Origin of the sequence: Bradyrhizobium prioriisuperbiae (assembly GCF_032397745.1) — a bacterium.
Classification (GTDB): Bacteria; Pseudomonadota; Alphaproteobacteria; order Rhizobiales; family Xanthobacteraceae; genus Bradyrhizobium_A; species Bradyrhizobium_A prioriisuperbiae.
The window spans coordinates 764187-778591 of record NZ_CP135921.1; the positions used below are offsets into that span (position 1 = coordinate 764187).

13 protein-coding genes are annotated in these 14405 nt (G+C 64.2%); 5 read left to right on the forward strand and 8 right to left on the reverse strand.

Annotation, left to right across the window (positions count from 1 at the left end):
* Positions 1 to 43: 43 nt before the first annotated feature.
* Positions 44 to 2131 (reverse strand): M3 family metallopeptidase, encoded by a 2088-nt coding sequence (locus RS897_RS03570; protein WP_315835224.1) that lies wholly within the window; start codon positions 2129 to 2131, stop codon positions 44 to 46.
* A gap of 309 nt (positions 2132 to 2440) precedes the next feature.
* Here RS897_RS03570 and RS897_RS03575 point away from each other — a divergent pair, with 309 nt between their 5' ends.
* From RS897_RS03575 to RS897_RS03595, 5 genes are all read left to right on the forward strand, one after another.
* Positions 2441 to 2695, forward strand: a complete 255-nt coding sequence (locus tag RS897_RS03575; protein WP_315835225.1) for a hypothetical protein — start codon at positions 2441 to 2443, stop codon at positions 2693 to 2695.
* A gap of 676 nt (positions 2696 to 3371) precedes the next feature.
* Positions 3372 to 4514, forward strand: coding sequence for a type III PLP-dependent enzyme (locus tag RS897_RS03580; protein WP_315835226.1), 1143 nt, complete (start codon positions 3372 to 3374; stop codon positions 4512 to 4514).
* A 113-nt stretch (positions 4515 to 4627) separates the two neighbouring features.
* Positions 4628 to 5221, forward strand: coding sequence for a GNAT family N-acetyltransferase (locus RS897_RS03585; RefSeq protein ID WP_315835227.1), 594 nt, complete (start codon positions 4628 to 4630; stop codon positions 5219 to 5221).
* A 279-nt stretch (positions 5222 to 5500) separates the two neighbouring features.
* On the forward strand, positions 5501 to 6490 hold the full coding sequence (locus RS897_RS03590; protein ID WP_315835228.1) for a cation diffusion facilitator family transporter: 990 nt from the start codon (positions 5501 to 5503) through the stop codon (positions 6488 to 6490).
* A gap of 185 nt (positions 6491 to 6675) precedes the next feature.
* Complete coding sequence (locus RS897_RS03595; protein WP_315835229.1) at positions 6676 to 8112, forward strand: homospermidine synthase; 1437 nt, start codon at positions 6676 to 6678, stop codon at positions 8110 to 8112.
* 144 nt (positions 8113 to 8256) lie between these two features.
* On the opposite strand, the gene RS897_RS03600 is transcribed toward RS897_RS03595, so the two are convergent.
* From RS897_RS03600 to RS897_RS03630, 7 genes are all read right to left on the reverse strand, one after another.
* Positions 8257 to 9000 carry an acetoacetate decarboxylase gene (locus RS897_RS03600; RefSeq protein WP_315835230.1) on the reverse strand — a complete coding sequence of 248 codons (744 nt, stop codon included), beginning with the start codon at positions 8998 to 9000 and terminating at the stop codon, positions 8257 to 8259.
* A gap of 139 nt (positions 9001 to 9139) precedes the next feature.
* Complete coding sequence (locus tag RS897_RS03605; RefSeq protein WP_407654425.1) at positions 9140 to 9532, reverse strand: hypothetical protein; 393 nt, start codon at positions 9530 to 9532, stop codon at positions 9140 to 9142.
* Positions 9533 to 9633: 101 nt separating this feature from the next.
* On the reverse strand, positions 9634 to 10350 hold the full coding sequence (locus RS897_RS03610; protein WP_315835231.1) for an MgtC/SapB family protein: 717 nt from the start codon (positions 10348 to 10350) through the stop codon (positions 9634 to 9636).
* A gap of 107 nt (positions 10351 to 10457) precedes the next feature.
* A complete protein-coding gene (locus RS897_RS03615; RefSeq protein WP_315835232.1) occupies positions 10458 to 11480 on the reverse strand; it encodes a WD40 repeat domain-containing protein in 1023 nt (340 codons plus the stop codon).
* A complete protein-coding gene (locus tag RS897_RS03620; protein WP_315835233.1) occupies positions 11480 to 12538 on the reverse strand; it encodes a CobW family GTP-binding protein in 1059 nt (352 codons plus the stop codon). Before RS897_RS03620 ends, RS897_RS03615 begins: the two co-directional genes overlap by 1 nt.
* A 77-nt stretch (positions 12539 to 12615) precedes the next feature.
* On the reverse strand, positions 12616 to 13494 hold the full coding sequence (locus tag RS897_RS03625) for a metal ABC transporter substrate-binding protein (RefSeq protein WP_315838512.1): 879 nt from the start codon (positions 13492 to 13494) through the stop codon (positions 12616 to 12618).
* A 39-nt stretch (positions 13495 to 13533) separates the two neighbouring features.
* Positions 13534 to 14403, reverse strand: a complete 870-nt coding sequence (locus tag RS897_RS03630) for a metal ABC transporter permease (protein WP_315835234.1) — start codon at positions 14401 to 14403, stop codon at positions 13534 to 13536.
* Positions 14404 to 14405: the final 2 nt, after the last annotated feature.

The window sequence follows — 14405 nt, forward strand, 5'->3', positions numbered from 1 at the left end:
AAGGAAACAAGGAGCCCCGGGCGGGGCTCCCCTTCAGGGGTCTTTATGCAGCTTCCGGGGTGTCCAGCAACCCTCGGCCACGCAACAGCGCGTCGACTTGCGGCGCTCGGCCACGGAAGGCGATGTAGGCGTCCTCCGGATCGCGCGAGCCGCCCGACGAATAGATGTCGTCGTGCAGACGTTTGGCCACCGCCGGATCGAAGATGTCGCCTGCTTCCTCGAAGGCGCCGAAGGCATCGGCGTCCATCACCTCGGACCACATGTAGCTGTAATAGCCGGCGGCATAATGATCGCCGGAGAAGATGTGGCCGAACTGCTGGGGCCGGTGCCGCATCACGATCTCCGCCGGCATGCCGATCTTGTCCAGCTCCTGCCGCTCGAACGCCCGCACGTCGGTGATAGTGTCAGCCGGGTGCGAGTGGAACTCCATGTCCATCAGTGCCGAGGAGACGAACTCCACGGTGGCAAAACCCTGGTTGAATTTTCGCGCAGCCAGGAAACGCTTCAGAAGGTCGTCGGGCAGCGGCTCGCCGGTCTGGTAGTGGCGGGCGAACTGCTGCAGCACTTCGGGCCGCGTCTGCCAGTGCTCATAGAGCTGGGACGGCAGCTCGACAAAGTCAGTGAACACGCTGGTGCCGGACAGCGACGGATAGACCACGTCCGACAGCATGCCGTGCAGGCCGTGGCCGAACTCGTGGAACAGCGTGCGGGCGTCATCCGGCGACAGCAAGGAGGGATGTCCCTCCGAGCCCTTGGCGAAATTCATCACATTGATGACCAGCGGAGCGACGGTGCCGTCGAGCTTCTGCTGGTCGCGCAGCGAGGTCATCCAGGCGCCGGAGCGCTTGGAGGCGCGGGCGAAGTAGTCGCCATAGAACAGCGCCTTGTGGGCGCCGGCGGCGTCCTTGACCTCCCACACCCGGACGTCCGGATGCCAGACTGGGACATCCTTGCGCTCGCTGAAGGAGAGCCCGAACAGCCGGTGGGCGACATCGAACGCCGCCTCGATCATGTGCTCCAGCACCAGATACGGCTTGATCGCCGCATCGTCGAAATTGGCGCGGCGCTGGCGCAGCTTCTCGGCATAGAAACGCCAATCCCAGGGCTCCAGCGCGAAGTTGCCGCCGTCTTCCCGGATCAATTCCTGCAGCGCGTCGCGGTCGGCCAGCGCCTTGGCGCGCGCCGGCGCCCACACCCGCTCCAGCAGGCCGCGCACCGCCTCGGGCGTCTTGGCCATGGAATCCTCCAGGCGATAGGCGGCGAAATTGGCGTAGCCCAGGATCTTCGCCGACTCCTCGCGCAGCGCCAGAATCTGGCGGATGGTCGCGCTGTTGTCGTTGGCGTTGCCGTTGTCGCCGCGCGCGGTGAAGGCCTTGAACACTTTTTCGCGCAGGTCGCGCCGGGTCGAGCTCTGCAGGAACGGCTCGACGGATGAGCGCGACAGCGTCACCACCGCCTTGCCCCCAAGGCCCCGCTCGGTGGCGGCGGCCTTGGCCGCGGCCACGAACGCCGGGCTGAGGCCGTCGAGGTCATCAGCACCGAGCTCGAGCGTCCACTCCTGCTCGTCGCCGAGCAGATGATGGCTGAAGGTGGTCGAGAGCTCCGCCAGCTTCTCGTTGATGGCGCTCATGCGCGCCTTGGCCGCCTCGTCCAGGCCGGCGCCGGCGCGGTGCATGCGGGTGTAGAGCCGCTCCAAGAGCCGCTTCTGCTCGCCGGTCAGCGTCAGCGTGTCGCGGTCGTGATGCAGCCTGGCGAGCCGGCCGAACAGCACCGCGTTCATCATGACCGGATTCCAGTGCCGCGCCATCCGCAGCGCCACTTCGCTTTCGATCGCCAAAAGCTCAGGGCTCGAGTTCGCCGACACCAGGTCATAGAACACCGCCGCGACCCGGTTCAGCAGCTTGCCGGAGCGCTCCCAGGCGGTGACGGTGTTGTCGAAATCCGGCGCAGAGGGGTCGTTGACCATCGCCGCGATCTCCTGGGCATGGTCGGCAAAGGCCTGCTCGAACGCCGGCATGAAGTGTTCCGGCCTGATCTGCGCGAACGGCGGCGTCTCCAGCGGCGTCTGCCACGCCTGCAGCAGCGGGTTGGCGGTGTCGGGGGCGGTCGAAACGTCGCGGACTTCGGTCATGAAAAAACCTGCATATGTGCTTCTTGGAGCCAAATTGGACGAAGCACATATATAGCATCCGGTGTCCCGAATCCGAAGTTCGCCCAGCCTAGCGGCACGCTCTGTCGGCGAACTTCGGATTCGATAAGGACACCGGGAAAACAACGATTTTCGTGCGGTTTATGGTTCAGAAATTCCCTTGAAGAACTTGCGGAAGCGCTGAAGGGAATTTCTGAACCACCGCACGAATGGCCTTTTTTGGGCCATTCCGCGCTTGATCAGGGGGCCGATTTCGACGAGATTGCCGCCCGCAAACAGGATCTTCAGCCCATGAGCTCGCCGACCCCGTCTTCCGCCCGCAGCCAGATCTACTGGCCGAGCGTCGTCACCGTCCTCTCTGCCGCGATCCTGATCGGCGCCGAGGTGTTCGGCGCCGCCTTCGCCGGCGGCTGGGCGCTCGCGATCCTGTTCGACCTCGGCGACACCGGCGCGCACGTCATGCAGGCGGCGCTGTTCGTGCTCGGCGTCATCATCATGGCCTACTTCATCCGCAACGCGCGGCGCATCGAGCCGTTTTCGCGCTGACACTGGAAAACAAGGCTCGCGCGCACGCGCGCCACAGCTCGATCAGCCACTGAAAACCGCTCGCCACGCTGACGCTTCGTTAAACAACTTTAACATCCGTTCATCTACGCGCGCTCAAGCGCGCTCTCACGGCAACAGATCGCACGCATCGTGGAAAAAACTTCCACTTGCCTAAAAAAAATGTTGCGCAGCGGAGTCAAAAGACCTATTTCCCGTTTTGCCCAATTTCGCACGTGCCTGTGGTCGTGTGTCGGTCGGTAGGTATCCGGACAAGAGGCCGGACAGCCGCCAAGGGAATGAGAAGCCCAGCGTCTCTCTCAAAGAGATGCGTCAAAGAGGCCCTCACTTCCTTGCAACCGTGATCGGCAGCCGGAGGCGAACCGGCGCACCCCGCGCTCAACGGGGGACGCGACTTAAAGCAACGACGGAGCGGGCTTTTTTGGTCTCTGCCAGCTTTCCACCAGCTGGCGCGAATACCGAAGAGGCTTGTCCTTCATTGCCAGGTGTGCGGATGGGTCACCCCCTCCAATCCACGGCAGCACAATTCGGTTCGAGCTACAGGCTTTGTCGCGCCTCCATCGCGTGACCCGGCCCAAAGCGCGTATCCGAACACATTTTTCGACGGCCCGTTGCTGGGCCGCTCGACGGCCCGTCGCTGGGCCGTTTGGAGGGTGCTATGACCGATCGCATTCAGGAATTCCTGCGCAACCGCCGCAGCGAGGGCCAGGACACCGAGCCGTGCCTCGTGGTCGACCTCGAAGTCGTGCGCGACAACTACCAGACCTTTGCCAAGGCGCTGCCGGACAGCCGCGTGTTCTATGCCGTCAAGGCAAACCCGTCGCCTGAGGTGCTGTCGCTGCTCGCCTCGATGGGCTCCTGCTTCGACACCGCGACCGTCGCCGAGATCGAAATGGCGCTGGCCGCCGGTGCGACGCCGGACCGCATCTCCTATGGCAACACCATCAAGAAGGAGCGCGACATCGCGCGCGCCTTCGCGCTCGGCATTCGCCTGTTCGCGGTCGACTGCTCCGCCGAAGTCGAGAAGATTTCGCGCGCCGCACCGGGCGCCAAGGTGTTCTGCCGCATCCTCTATGACTGCGCCGGCGCCGAGTGGCCACTGTCGCGCAAGTTCGGCTGCGATCCGGAGATGGCGGTCGAAGTGCTCGACCTTGCCAAGCGCCTGGGCCTGGAGCCGGTCGGCATCTCGTTCCATGTCGGCTCGCAGCAGCGCAAGGTGAAGGCGTGGGACCGCGCGCTGTCGATGGCCTCGACGGTGTTCCGCGACTGCGCGGAGCGCGGCATCAGCCTCTCCATGGTCAACATGGGCGGCGGATTCCCGACCAAGTACCTCAAGGACGTACCGCCGGTGCTGCAGTACGGCCGCTCGATCTTCCGTGCGCTGCGCAAGCACTTCGGCAACCAGATCCCGGAAACGATCATCGAGCCGGGCCGCGGCATGGTGGGCAACGCCGGCATCATCGAGACCGAAGTCGTTCTGATCTCGAAGAAGAGCGACGAGGACGAAGTGCGCTGGGTCTATCTCGACATCGGCAAGTTCGGCGGCCTCGCCGAGACAATGGACGAATCGATCCGCTACGCCATCCGCACCCCGCATGACGGGGCGGACATGACGCCGTGCGTGCTCGCGGGCCCGACCTGCGATAGCGCCGACGTGCTCTACGAGAAGGTGCCGTATCCGCTCCCGGTGACACTCGAGATCGGCGACAAGCTGCTGATCGAAGGCACCGGCGCCTATACGTCGACCTACTCGTCGGTGGCCTTCAACGGCATTCCGCCGCTGAGGACCTACCACATCTGAGCTTTTCGAAGCTCTGACCTCGCGGGGCCGGCTTGCCGGCCCCCATCCTGTCACCTTCCATTTGATGACAACACTTCGCCGCCACCACGCGGAGGAGTGGGGACTGACGTGCCATGACTGCGATCAAAACGACTGTCCAGACGACCCCAGCCTCGACTTCGCAGGCCGTTCCGTACGCGATCCGTGCGGAACGCACCTCCGACGTCACGGCGCGAGAGGCGCTGCTCGATGCATGCTTCGGCCCCGGCCGGTTCGCACGCACCTGCCAGCGCCTGCGCGACGGACGCATGCCCGCGGAAGGCCTCGCCTTCTCCGCGGTCCGCAAAGGACGGGTCATCGGCTCCGTGCGGTTGTGGCACGTCAGCGCCGGGGGCGCCCCGGCGCTGATGCTCGGACCGCTGGCGGTGGATCCCGCCTGCCGCGGCCTGGGCCTTGGCGCGGCGCTGATGGCGCATGCGCTCGCTGAAGCAGCGGCCCGCGGCCACCGTGCCGTGCTGCTGCTCGGCGACGCGCCCTATTACACCCGCTTCGGCTTCTCGCTGGAGAAGACGTCGGAGCTATCGCTGCCGGGCCCGTTCGAACGCGAGCGCCTGCTCGGCTATGAGCTGGTTGACGGCGCGCTCGATGGCGTGGCGGGCATGATCGTCGCGACCGGCGCTGCCGAAGGCGTTGCAAAGCCGCGACGGCGCGGCGCGCTCGCGGCGTAGACCAACCAGAGCGGGATGGGTTTGAGTTGAATCAACTCCGTCATCCTGAGGTGCGAGCATAGCGAGCCTCGAAGGATGCACGGCACGGGCCGTCGCCCTTCGAGGGCCGCGCTTCGCGCGGTCACCTCAGGATGACGGATTACATTGAGCAAACCATATCTGCGCTCAAACAACCGACACGCCGCGCAGCCTGCTACGTTATATCATCGCATTGATCACATTTGCCGCGGCCGGAGTGATTCCAGGTTCGCGCGCACGATCCCGTGATAGGCTCGCCTGATGAGCAGTCACGAACAGCATACCCATTCGCACGATCATTCTCACAATCATGCGCAAGGTCATGATCACGGACACGCGCATGGGCACTCTCACGGTTCTGGCGGGCATGTGCATGCGCCGGCGAATTTCGGCCGCGCCTTCGCAATCGGGATTGCGCTCAACACCGTCTTCATCGTGGTCGAAGCCGCCTACGGCTTCCTGTCCAATTCAACAGCGCTGCTCGCCGACGCCGGGCACAATCTCTCCGACGTGCTTGGCTTGGTGGTCGCCTGGATCGCCGCGGTGCTGTCGCAGCGGCAGCCGACGCCGCGCTTCACCTACGGCCTGCGCAATTCCTCGATCCTCGCCGCGCTGATCAACGCCGTGCTGCTCTTGATCGCCTGTGGCGCCATCATGCTGGAAGCAGTGCAGCGGCTGCTCAATCCCGAGCCGGTGGCGAGCCTGACCGTGATCATCGTCGCGACCATCGGCATTGGCATCAACGGCATCACCGCCTGGCTGTTCGCCTCGGGCAGCAAGGGCGACATCAACATCCGCGGCGCCTACCTGCACATGGCGGCGGATGCCGCGGTGTCCGCGGGCGTGGTGATCGCTGGCTTTCTGATCATGTGGACAGGATGGTTGTGGCTGGACCCGCTCACCAGCCTGCTGATCGTGGTGGTGATCGTCTGGGGCACCTGGGGCCTGTTGCGAGAGAGCACGGCGATGTCGCTCGCCGCGGTTCCCTCCAGCATCGATCCCGCCGCGGTGCGCGCCTATCTCGCCGGCCTGCCCGGCGTGGCCTCGATCCACGACCTGCACATCTGGCCGATGAGCACCACCGAGACCGCGCTGACCGCCCATCTGGTGACACCAGCGGGCAATCCCGGCGACGCCTTCCTGCTGGACACCTGCCGCGAGTTGAACAAGCGTTTCGGCATCGGCCACACCACGCTGCAGATCGAGACCGCCACCGTCACCTGCTCGCTGGAGCCGGATCACGTGGTGTGACGACGGTATGACAGCACGTCTCTTGCCGGTTGTTTAAGCAGGCTTTTTCACGGATCGGCCGATCACCAGCGTTCGCAGAAAATGCGAAAAACCCTTGATTTCATCGGCCATTTGTCGTTTTGAACGCACTGCGTCCGCGCCTGCCGCGGTTCCTTTTCAAGCCACCCGTCAGCTGGAGATTTTGGATGACCTCATCCGTGCATGCGCGCATCACAGGCCCCATCGTCATGGTCGGCTTCGGCTCCATCGGCAAAGGCACGCTGCCGATGATCGAGCGGCATCTCGACTATGACAAGTCGCGCATTACCGTGATCGATCCCAAGGACGAGGGCCGCAAGGCGCATTGCGAGAAGCACAATGTACGCTTCATCCAGAAGGGCGTGACCAAAGACAATTACCGCGAATTGCTGACCCCGCTGCTCACCGAAGGCGGCGGCCAGGGCTTTTGCGTCAATCTCTCGGTCGATACCGGCTCGACCGACATCATGGAGCTCTGCAACGAACTTGGCGCGCTCTATATCGACACCGTCAACGAGCCCTGGCTCGGCTTCTACTTCGATTCGTCGAAGGGGCCGGAAGCACGCTCCAACTATGCGCTTCGCGAAGTGACGCTGGCCGCCAAGAAGGCACGCCCCGCCGGCTCGACGACGGCTGTCTCCTGCTGTGGCGCCAACCCCGGCATGGTCTCCTTTTTCGTCAAGCAGGCGCTCATCAACGTCGCCGCCGATCTGAAACTCAATGCGCCGAAGCCGAAGACCAGGGCCGAATGGGCCGACCTGATGCGACAGGCCGGCATCAAGGGCATCCACATCGCCGAGCGCGACACCCAACGCTCGAAGACGCCGAAAGAGCCGGACGTCTTCGTCAACACCTGGTCGGTGGAAGGCTTCCTGTCGGAAGGCGTTCAGCCGTCCGAACTCGGTTGGGGCACGCATGAAAAATGGATGCCGGAGAATGCGCGTACCCACGAAGCCGGTTGCGGCGCCGCCATCTATCTGATGCAGCCCGGCGCCAACACGCGCGTGCGTTCCTGGTGCCCGACCCGCGGCCCGCAATACGGCTTCCTCGTCACCCACAACGAGTCGATCTCGATCTCCGACTACTTCACCGTGCGCGACGCATCGGGCGCGGCGATCTACCGGCCGACCTGCCATTATGCCTATCATCCGGCCGATGATGCGGTGCTGTCGCTGCATGAACTGTTCGGCCGCGCAGCGCGGATGCAGGCCAAGCACCACATCCTCGACGAGAACGAAATCGTCGACGGCATCGACGAACTCGGCGTGCTGCTATTCGGCCATGACAACAATGCCTACTGGTACGGCTCGCAGCTCTCCATCGAAGAAACCCGCAAACTCGCGCCCTATCAGAACGCGACCGGCCTGCAAGTGACCTCTGCCGTGCTCGGCGGCATGGTGTGGGCGCTGGAAAACCCGAACGAAGGCATCGTCGAAGCCGACGAGATGGATTACGACCGCCTGCTTGAAATCCAGATGCCGTATCTCGGCCCGGTGAAGGGTTATTACACCGACTGGACCCCGCTGGAGGGCCGTCCCGGCCTGTTCGCCGAGGACATCGACACCAGCGACCCCTGGCAGTTCAGGAATATCCTGGTTCGGTAAGTCATCTCGCACCAAGTTACTGTTCAAATGGCCGGGGCTCGCTCCGGCCATTTCGATTCGTAGCCCGGGTGAGCGAAGCGACACCCGGGTTCTATTGGCTCGGTTTCCCGGATATCGCTGCGCTCATCCGAGCTACGCGTTCAGCTACTTCTCAGCCAGATAATCGTACGCGACCTCGCCCAATCCCAGCGTGAGGTCGACCTTGAAGTGCAACGCCGAGACCACCTCGCGCACCGGCAGCCGCGCCACGTCCGCAAGCGCGTGGGGGAACAGGCCGAGCGCGGCGGGGCCGGTCCAGGCTTCCTTCAGCACCACATCCTGCAGATGGAAGCGCACCAGTTCGCAGATCCGCGGCGTGCCGTCGACATGCGGGATGATTTTCAGAATGTAGTTCGGCGTCTGCAGCGCATGCATCACCGCCGCCGGATCGGCCGGGCGGTGCTTGTAGCCCATGGTGCCGCTGGCACAGAGCACTGAGCCATAGTGCAATGTGCCCACGAGCACGTCACTCTCGGTGACGATTTTCGGCGATGCCAGCTTTTTCGGAAAACCCCACAATTCGCGGCCGCCAGCGATGGGCGCGTCATCGTCGAGATACATCGCGTGGGTGTAGACGCCCTCCTCGCCGTTGAAACGCACGGGGATCGCCTGCCCGGTCTCGGTGTAGTCGCCAAAGCCGGTGGAGTCCGGCATGCGGATGAACTCGTACTTCACCAGTGGCTCGACCACCTGCAACGGCTCCGGCACCACGGCAGCCAGCGCTTCGGGATCGGTGCGGTAGGTGATGATGAAATATTCGCGATTGAAGAAGCGGTAGGGGCCGGGCGGAAACGATGGATTGGTCAGCGGCATCGAATAGGCAGTTCGTTTCACGTCCTCGATCTTCATGGGCCAGTCTCCGATCCATCGCACACGTCGTGCATGCGCATTATGGAACAGGGACCAAAGGCAGGCGAGGCTTTAAAATCGGCAGCCGTCATCAAAGCGTGATCACGCATGTCACATCGGCGTGCGCCGCGCGTGAGCGCTATTTGGTGTTGATCGGTGGCGCGCTTTTTTCCGCCGGTGCAGGCGGCAACGCCGAGGGCGCGCCGGACTTCTGCGCGTCGGCATCCGGCCGCGCCGGCTCGGGCGCAGGCGTGGTCGGGCGAGTGCCGCCGGGCTTGGATTCGGCGGGCGCGCTGGAGCCGGGGGACTGACCGGTGGTGGCTCCTGATGGGGGCTGCGTTTGGGCCGGCTGCTGCAGGCTGGGAGACGAAGCCTGCGCCATCTGCATATCGCCGGCGGCAATGCGGGCCAGCGAAACGCCTGATAACGCCAGTCCGGCCGCGAACAGGCCGATCCCGAGCCCCATCTGCAGCCGCAGATCCTGCCGTCGTCGGACGATGTCTGTACGGTCGTTATCCTGGCGCAGCGTCATTTCTGCCTCCGAACCTTCGTTCAGAGGGGAAAACGGGCCGACGCCATGAAAGTTCCGGAAGCGCTCCACGGGCACTCCCAACAGAATACCGTCGTTAACTTTTAATCCCGGGTGCTTGCTTCCCAGGTCGCATGACGGACGCCGGCTTGCCGCTCCATATCGGCGACCACCACGTCGAGCTCCTTGGGATCGACCGCGGTGCGGGTCAGACGTGCGACGATCTCGGCCGCGCCGTTGGCGCGGTCGACCACCTCGACATCGCCAACCGGATAGTTCGCAGCTTCCAGTTTCTCGACCAGCAGGTCGCGCACATCAGCCATCGCCGGCGCATCTGCCGTCACCTTGACGTCATAGTCCACTTCCGAGGACTTCTCATCGAGCGGCGAACGGTTGATGGCATTGACCAGCGGGCGCAACAGGGTGTTGCCGGCCAACACGAACATGGTGAGCGCCACCGCCTGGGCAGCGAGATCGGCCCCCGCGCAAGCCCCGACCGCGGCCGAACTCCACAGCGTCGCCGCGGTGTTGAGGCCGCGCACATTGGTGCCTTCCTTCATGATCACACCGGCGCCGAGAAAGCCGATGCCGGAGACCACATAGGCGATCACACGGGTCGCGCCGTCCGGACCCGCGAGATGCATTGCCAGATCGACGAACGCGGCCGCGCCGATCGCCACCAGCACATTGGTGCGCAGCCCCGCGGTCCGCAGGCGATATTGACGCTCGGCACCGATCAGGGTGCCGAGCACAAAGGCCACCGCCAAGCTTGCCAGGGTGTCGATGAAGTCAGCGGTCTGGAAGGTCTCAATCAGGCGCATAGCATTCATGGTCCGGAAGGGCGGATATTCGCCACCCGTAGAACCATGATTTCAGCCGCAGGCCAAGAGGCGAGCGGCGAGCGGCGAGGACAGGACAAATCCGCGCGCTAGAAGTCCAACAGCCCCGCGTCGCCACTTTCGGTGGCGAAGGCCAGCCGCTCGCCATTGCGATTCCAGGCAAGCGCGGAGACCGGGGCGCCGTCATTGCGGCGGACCAGAATCTCCGCACCATCGACCATGCGAACCATCAGGATGGTGCCATCGCCATAACCGGCGGCGACCACGTCCTGCTTGGGATGGCAGGCGACCACAGCGACCCGGGACGGCAGCGGCGCCAGCATCGCCGGCTCCTTGCCCATCGGGCCGTCCTTGCTGGCGAACGGCCAGATGATCATGGTGTCGGCGCCGGAGGTCGCCAGGCCCTTGCCGCCGGCGGTCCACGCCATCGAGCGGACGCGGCCGGGGTAGCCGGTCATGCGCATATGCTTGTTGTCGGCAAGCCGCCAGCCATGCAGCGCAGATTCATGCATGGTGGTGACCAGGAAGCGGTTGTCGGCGCTGAAGGTGACGCCGAGATGGGAGCCCTTCCATTCCAGCAGGTCCGGCGTCGCCGCCATGTTGGGAAACCACAGCGTCACGCCGTTGTAATGCGCAATCGCCAGCCGCAAGCCCTTCGGCGCAAACGCAAGACCGCCAACCGTCGAGGGCGCGTCGAACGACTTGTCCTCGTGCTTGGGCGCGCGGATGAACGCGGTCTTGCCCGCCGACCACGCCACCGCGCCGTCGCCATGCAGCGCCACATTGTCGATCCAGCGCCGCTTGGCTTCGGTCGCGATCACCTCGACCGCGCCCTTGGCATTGATGGAAACCACCTTGCCGTCATCGCCGCCGGTCACCACGCGCTTGCCGTCGGAGGTGGCGCACAGGATGCCGCCGCCGTGCACTGCCGCTGGCGATGCCTCGCCTTCCGCAGTCACCAGCGTAATGGTCTCTTCGGCACCGACGAAGGCGGCGATGTCGCCGAGGAAATGCACGGATGTCGCCGGGGCGCCCAGCGTGACCGGGCGGACGCGGTCGGTGACGGAAACGATCGATGATTCGGCCTTGCCGCGCGGGTCGAGGTCGCTCATCACGCTGCGATGCACTTCTCGAAGCCGTCGCGAATCGCCTGCTCGGGCAGTTCGCGACCGATGAAGACGACCCGGCTCTCGCGCGCCTCGCCCTCTTTCCATTCGCGCTGATGATCGCCTTCCAGCATCATGTGCACGCCCTGGAACACGTAGCGGTCGTCGTCGTCCTTGAACGACAGGATGCCCTTGGAGCGCAGGATGCGGGCGCCGTCCTTGGCGACGAGGTCCTGCAGCCACGGCATGAACTTGTTGGCGTCGATCGGCTTGGAGGTGCGCAGCGACAGCGACTGCATGTCCTCGTCATGATAGTGCTTCAGGCCGTGCCCATGGCCGTGGTCGTGGTGATGATCATGACCGTGATCATGATCGTGGTGGTGATGGTCGTGATCATGGTCATCGCCGGCCTCGAGGAATTCCGGCTCGATCTCCAGGATGCGATCGAGATCGAAGGCGTTACGCTCCAGCACGTCCGAGAGCGCCACCTGGCATCGCTCGGTGCGGTGCAGCTTGGCGTAGGGATTGATACCGCGGATCCGTGCCTCGACTTCGGCAAGTTCGGCCTTGGAGACGAGATCGGTCTTGTTGAGCACGATCACGTCGGCGAAGGCGATCTGGTTCTTGGCTTCCGGGGCGTCCTTGAGGCGATCACTCAGCCACTTCGCATCAGCAACGGTCACCACCGCATCGAGCCGCGACTTGGCCTGCACGTCCGCATCGACAAAGAAGGTCTGCGCCACCGGCGCCGGATCGGCGAGGCCCGTGGTCTCCAGGATGATGGCGTCGAACTTGCCCTTGCGCTTCATCAGCCCTTCCATGATGCGCACGAGGTCGCCGCGCACCGTGCAGCAGACGCAGCCATTGTTCATCTCGAACACTTCTTCGTCGGCCCCGATGATGAGATCGTTGTCGATGCCGATCTCGCCGAATTCATTGACGATCACGGCGTATTTCTTGCCGTGGTTTTCCGACAGGATGCGGTTGAGCAGCGTGGTCTTGCCGGCGCCGAGATAGCCGGTCAGCACGGTCACGGGGATTTTGTCAGAGGCGGCTGTGGACATGGAAACTCCGGATGGGCATGGACCGCGCGGCCCGTGTGTTAGCCCAGATATCTGTTAGCTTAGAAGTCCTTGGGGAACTAGCTCGACAGCGCGCTGGCCAGGGTCTTTATATTGTGCCTGACCATGTCAATGTAAGTGGGGGCATCGCCCTTTTCGCCGGTCAGGGAATCCGAATACAGGGTGCCCCCGATCCGGGCTCCCGTCTCGGCCGCGATCTGGCGCATCAGCCGGGGATCGGTGATGTTTTCCAGGAACACGGCCGGAATCTTCTCGGCCTTGATCTGGCGGACAATGCCGGCGAGATCCCGCGCGCTGACCTCGGATTCGGTGGACACGCCCTGCGGCGCAATAAAAGTAATGCCATAAGCGGCAGCGAAATAGCCGAACGCGTCGTGGGTGGAGATCACCCGGCGGCGCTCGGGCGGAAGCTTGTCGATTGCAGCGCGAACCTCGCCGTCCAGCGCCTCAAGCTTCGCCAGATAGGCTGTCGCATTGGCGCGATAGATCTCGGCCGCCATCGGGTCGGCAGCGATCAGCGCATCGCGGATGTTGCTCACATAAACCTTGGCATTCGGCACCGACTGCCAGGCATGGGGATCGAAGGCATGGCCGTGATCGCTGCCGGGCGCGGGCTTGCGGGTCACGATGCCCTTGGTGGCGGTGGCGATGATGGCGCGGTCGCCGGCCGATTTCACCAGCCGCGGCAGCCAGCCCTCGAGCCCAAGCCCGTTGACGATCACGAGCTTCGCCTCCGACACCCGTTTGGCGTCGTCGGGTGTCGGTGTGTAGACGTGGGTGTCGCTGTCGGGGCCGACCAGGGACGTGACATTGACGCGGTCGCCGCCGACATTGCGGGCGAAGTCGCCGAGGATGGAAAATGTCGCCACCACATTCAGGCGCGGCTGCTCGCTCGATTGAGCCCACGAGGGCGCGACCATCGTCGCGGCGATGCACATCGCGGTGAATGTGACTGCGAATAACCGACGGAACATGAATCAGGCCTCGAGATGGGGAGCGGGAAACAGTTGCCGCACCACGCCGCCGGCGCGGCCGAACAGCAGCGAGACGACATACAGCACGGCGGCAACCAGGATGATGGCCGGGCCCGACGGCACTTTGCTGTGGAACGACAGCACCAGCCCGGCGTATCCGGAGACCACAGCTGCAGCGACAGCGATCACGATCATGCCGCTGACGTCGCGCGACCAGAACCGCGCAATGCCGGCCGGGAGGACCATCAACCCCACCGCCAGCAACGTGCCAAGCGCCTGAAAGCCGTTCACCAGATTGACCACCACCAGCGCCATGAATGCCAGGTGCGCCGGTGCGCCGGCGCGGCTGACGGTGCGCAAAAACAAGGGGTCGACGCACTCGATCACCAGCGGCCGCCAGATCACCGCAAGCACCAGCAGCGTGACGGTGGCGTTGAACGCGATCACCAGCAGCGTCTGGTCGTCCATCGCCAGCACATTGCCGAACAGCACGTGCAGCAGATCGATATTGGTGCCGCGCATCGAGACGATGGTGACGCCAAGCGCCAGCGACACCAGATAGAACGCCGCCAGCGACGCATCTTCCTTCAATTCTGTGATTCGGGTGACGACACCGGCGAGGATCGCCACCGTGAAGCCCGCGATCAAACCACCGAAGGTCATCGCAAACAGATTGAGGCCCGACAGCAGAAAGCCGATGGCCGCGCCGGGCAGGATCGCATGCGCCATGGCGTCGCCGACCAGGCTCATCCGGCGCAGCATCAGGAACACCCCGATCGGCGCGCCGCCGAGCGCGAGCGCAAACGCGCCGGCCAGCGCACGGCGCATGAACTCGAACTCAGTGAACGGAGCGACCAGAATGTCGTACAGCATGG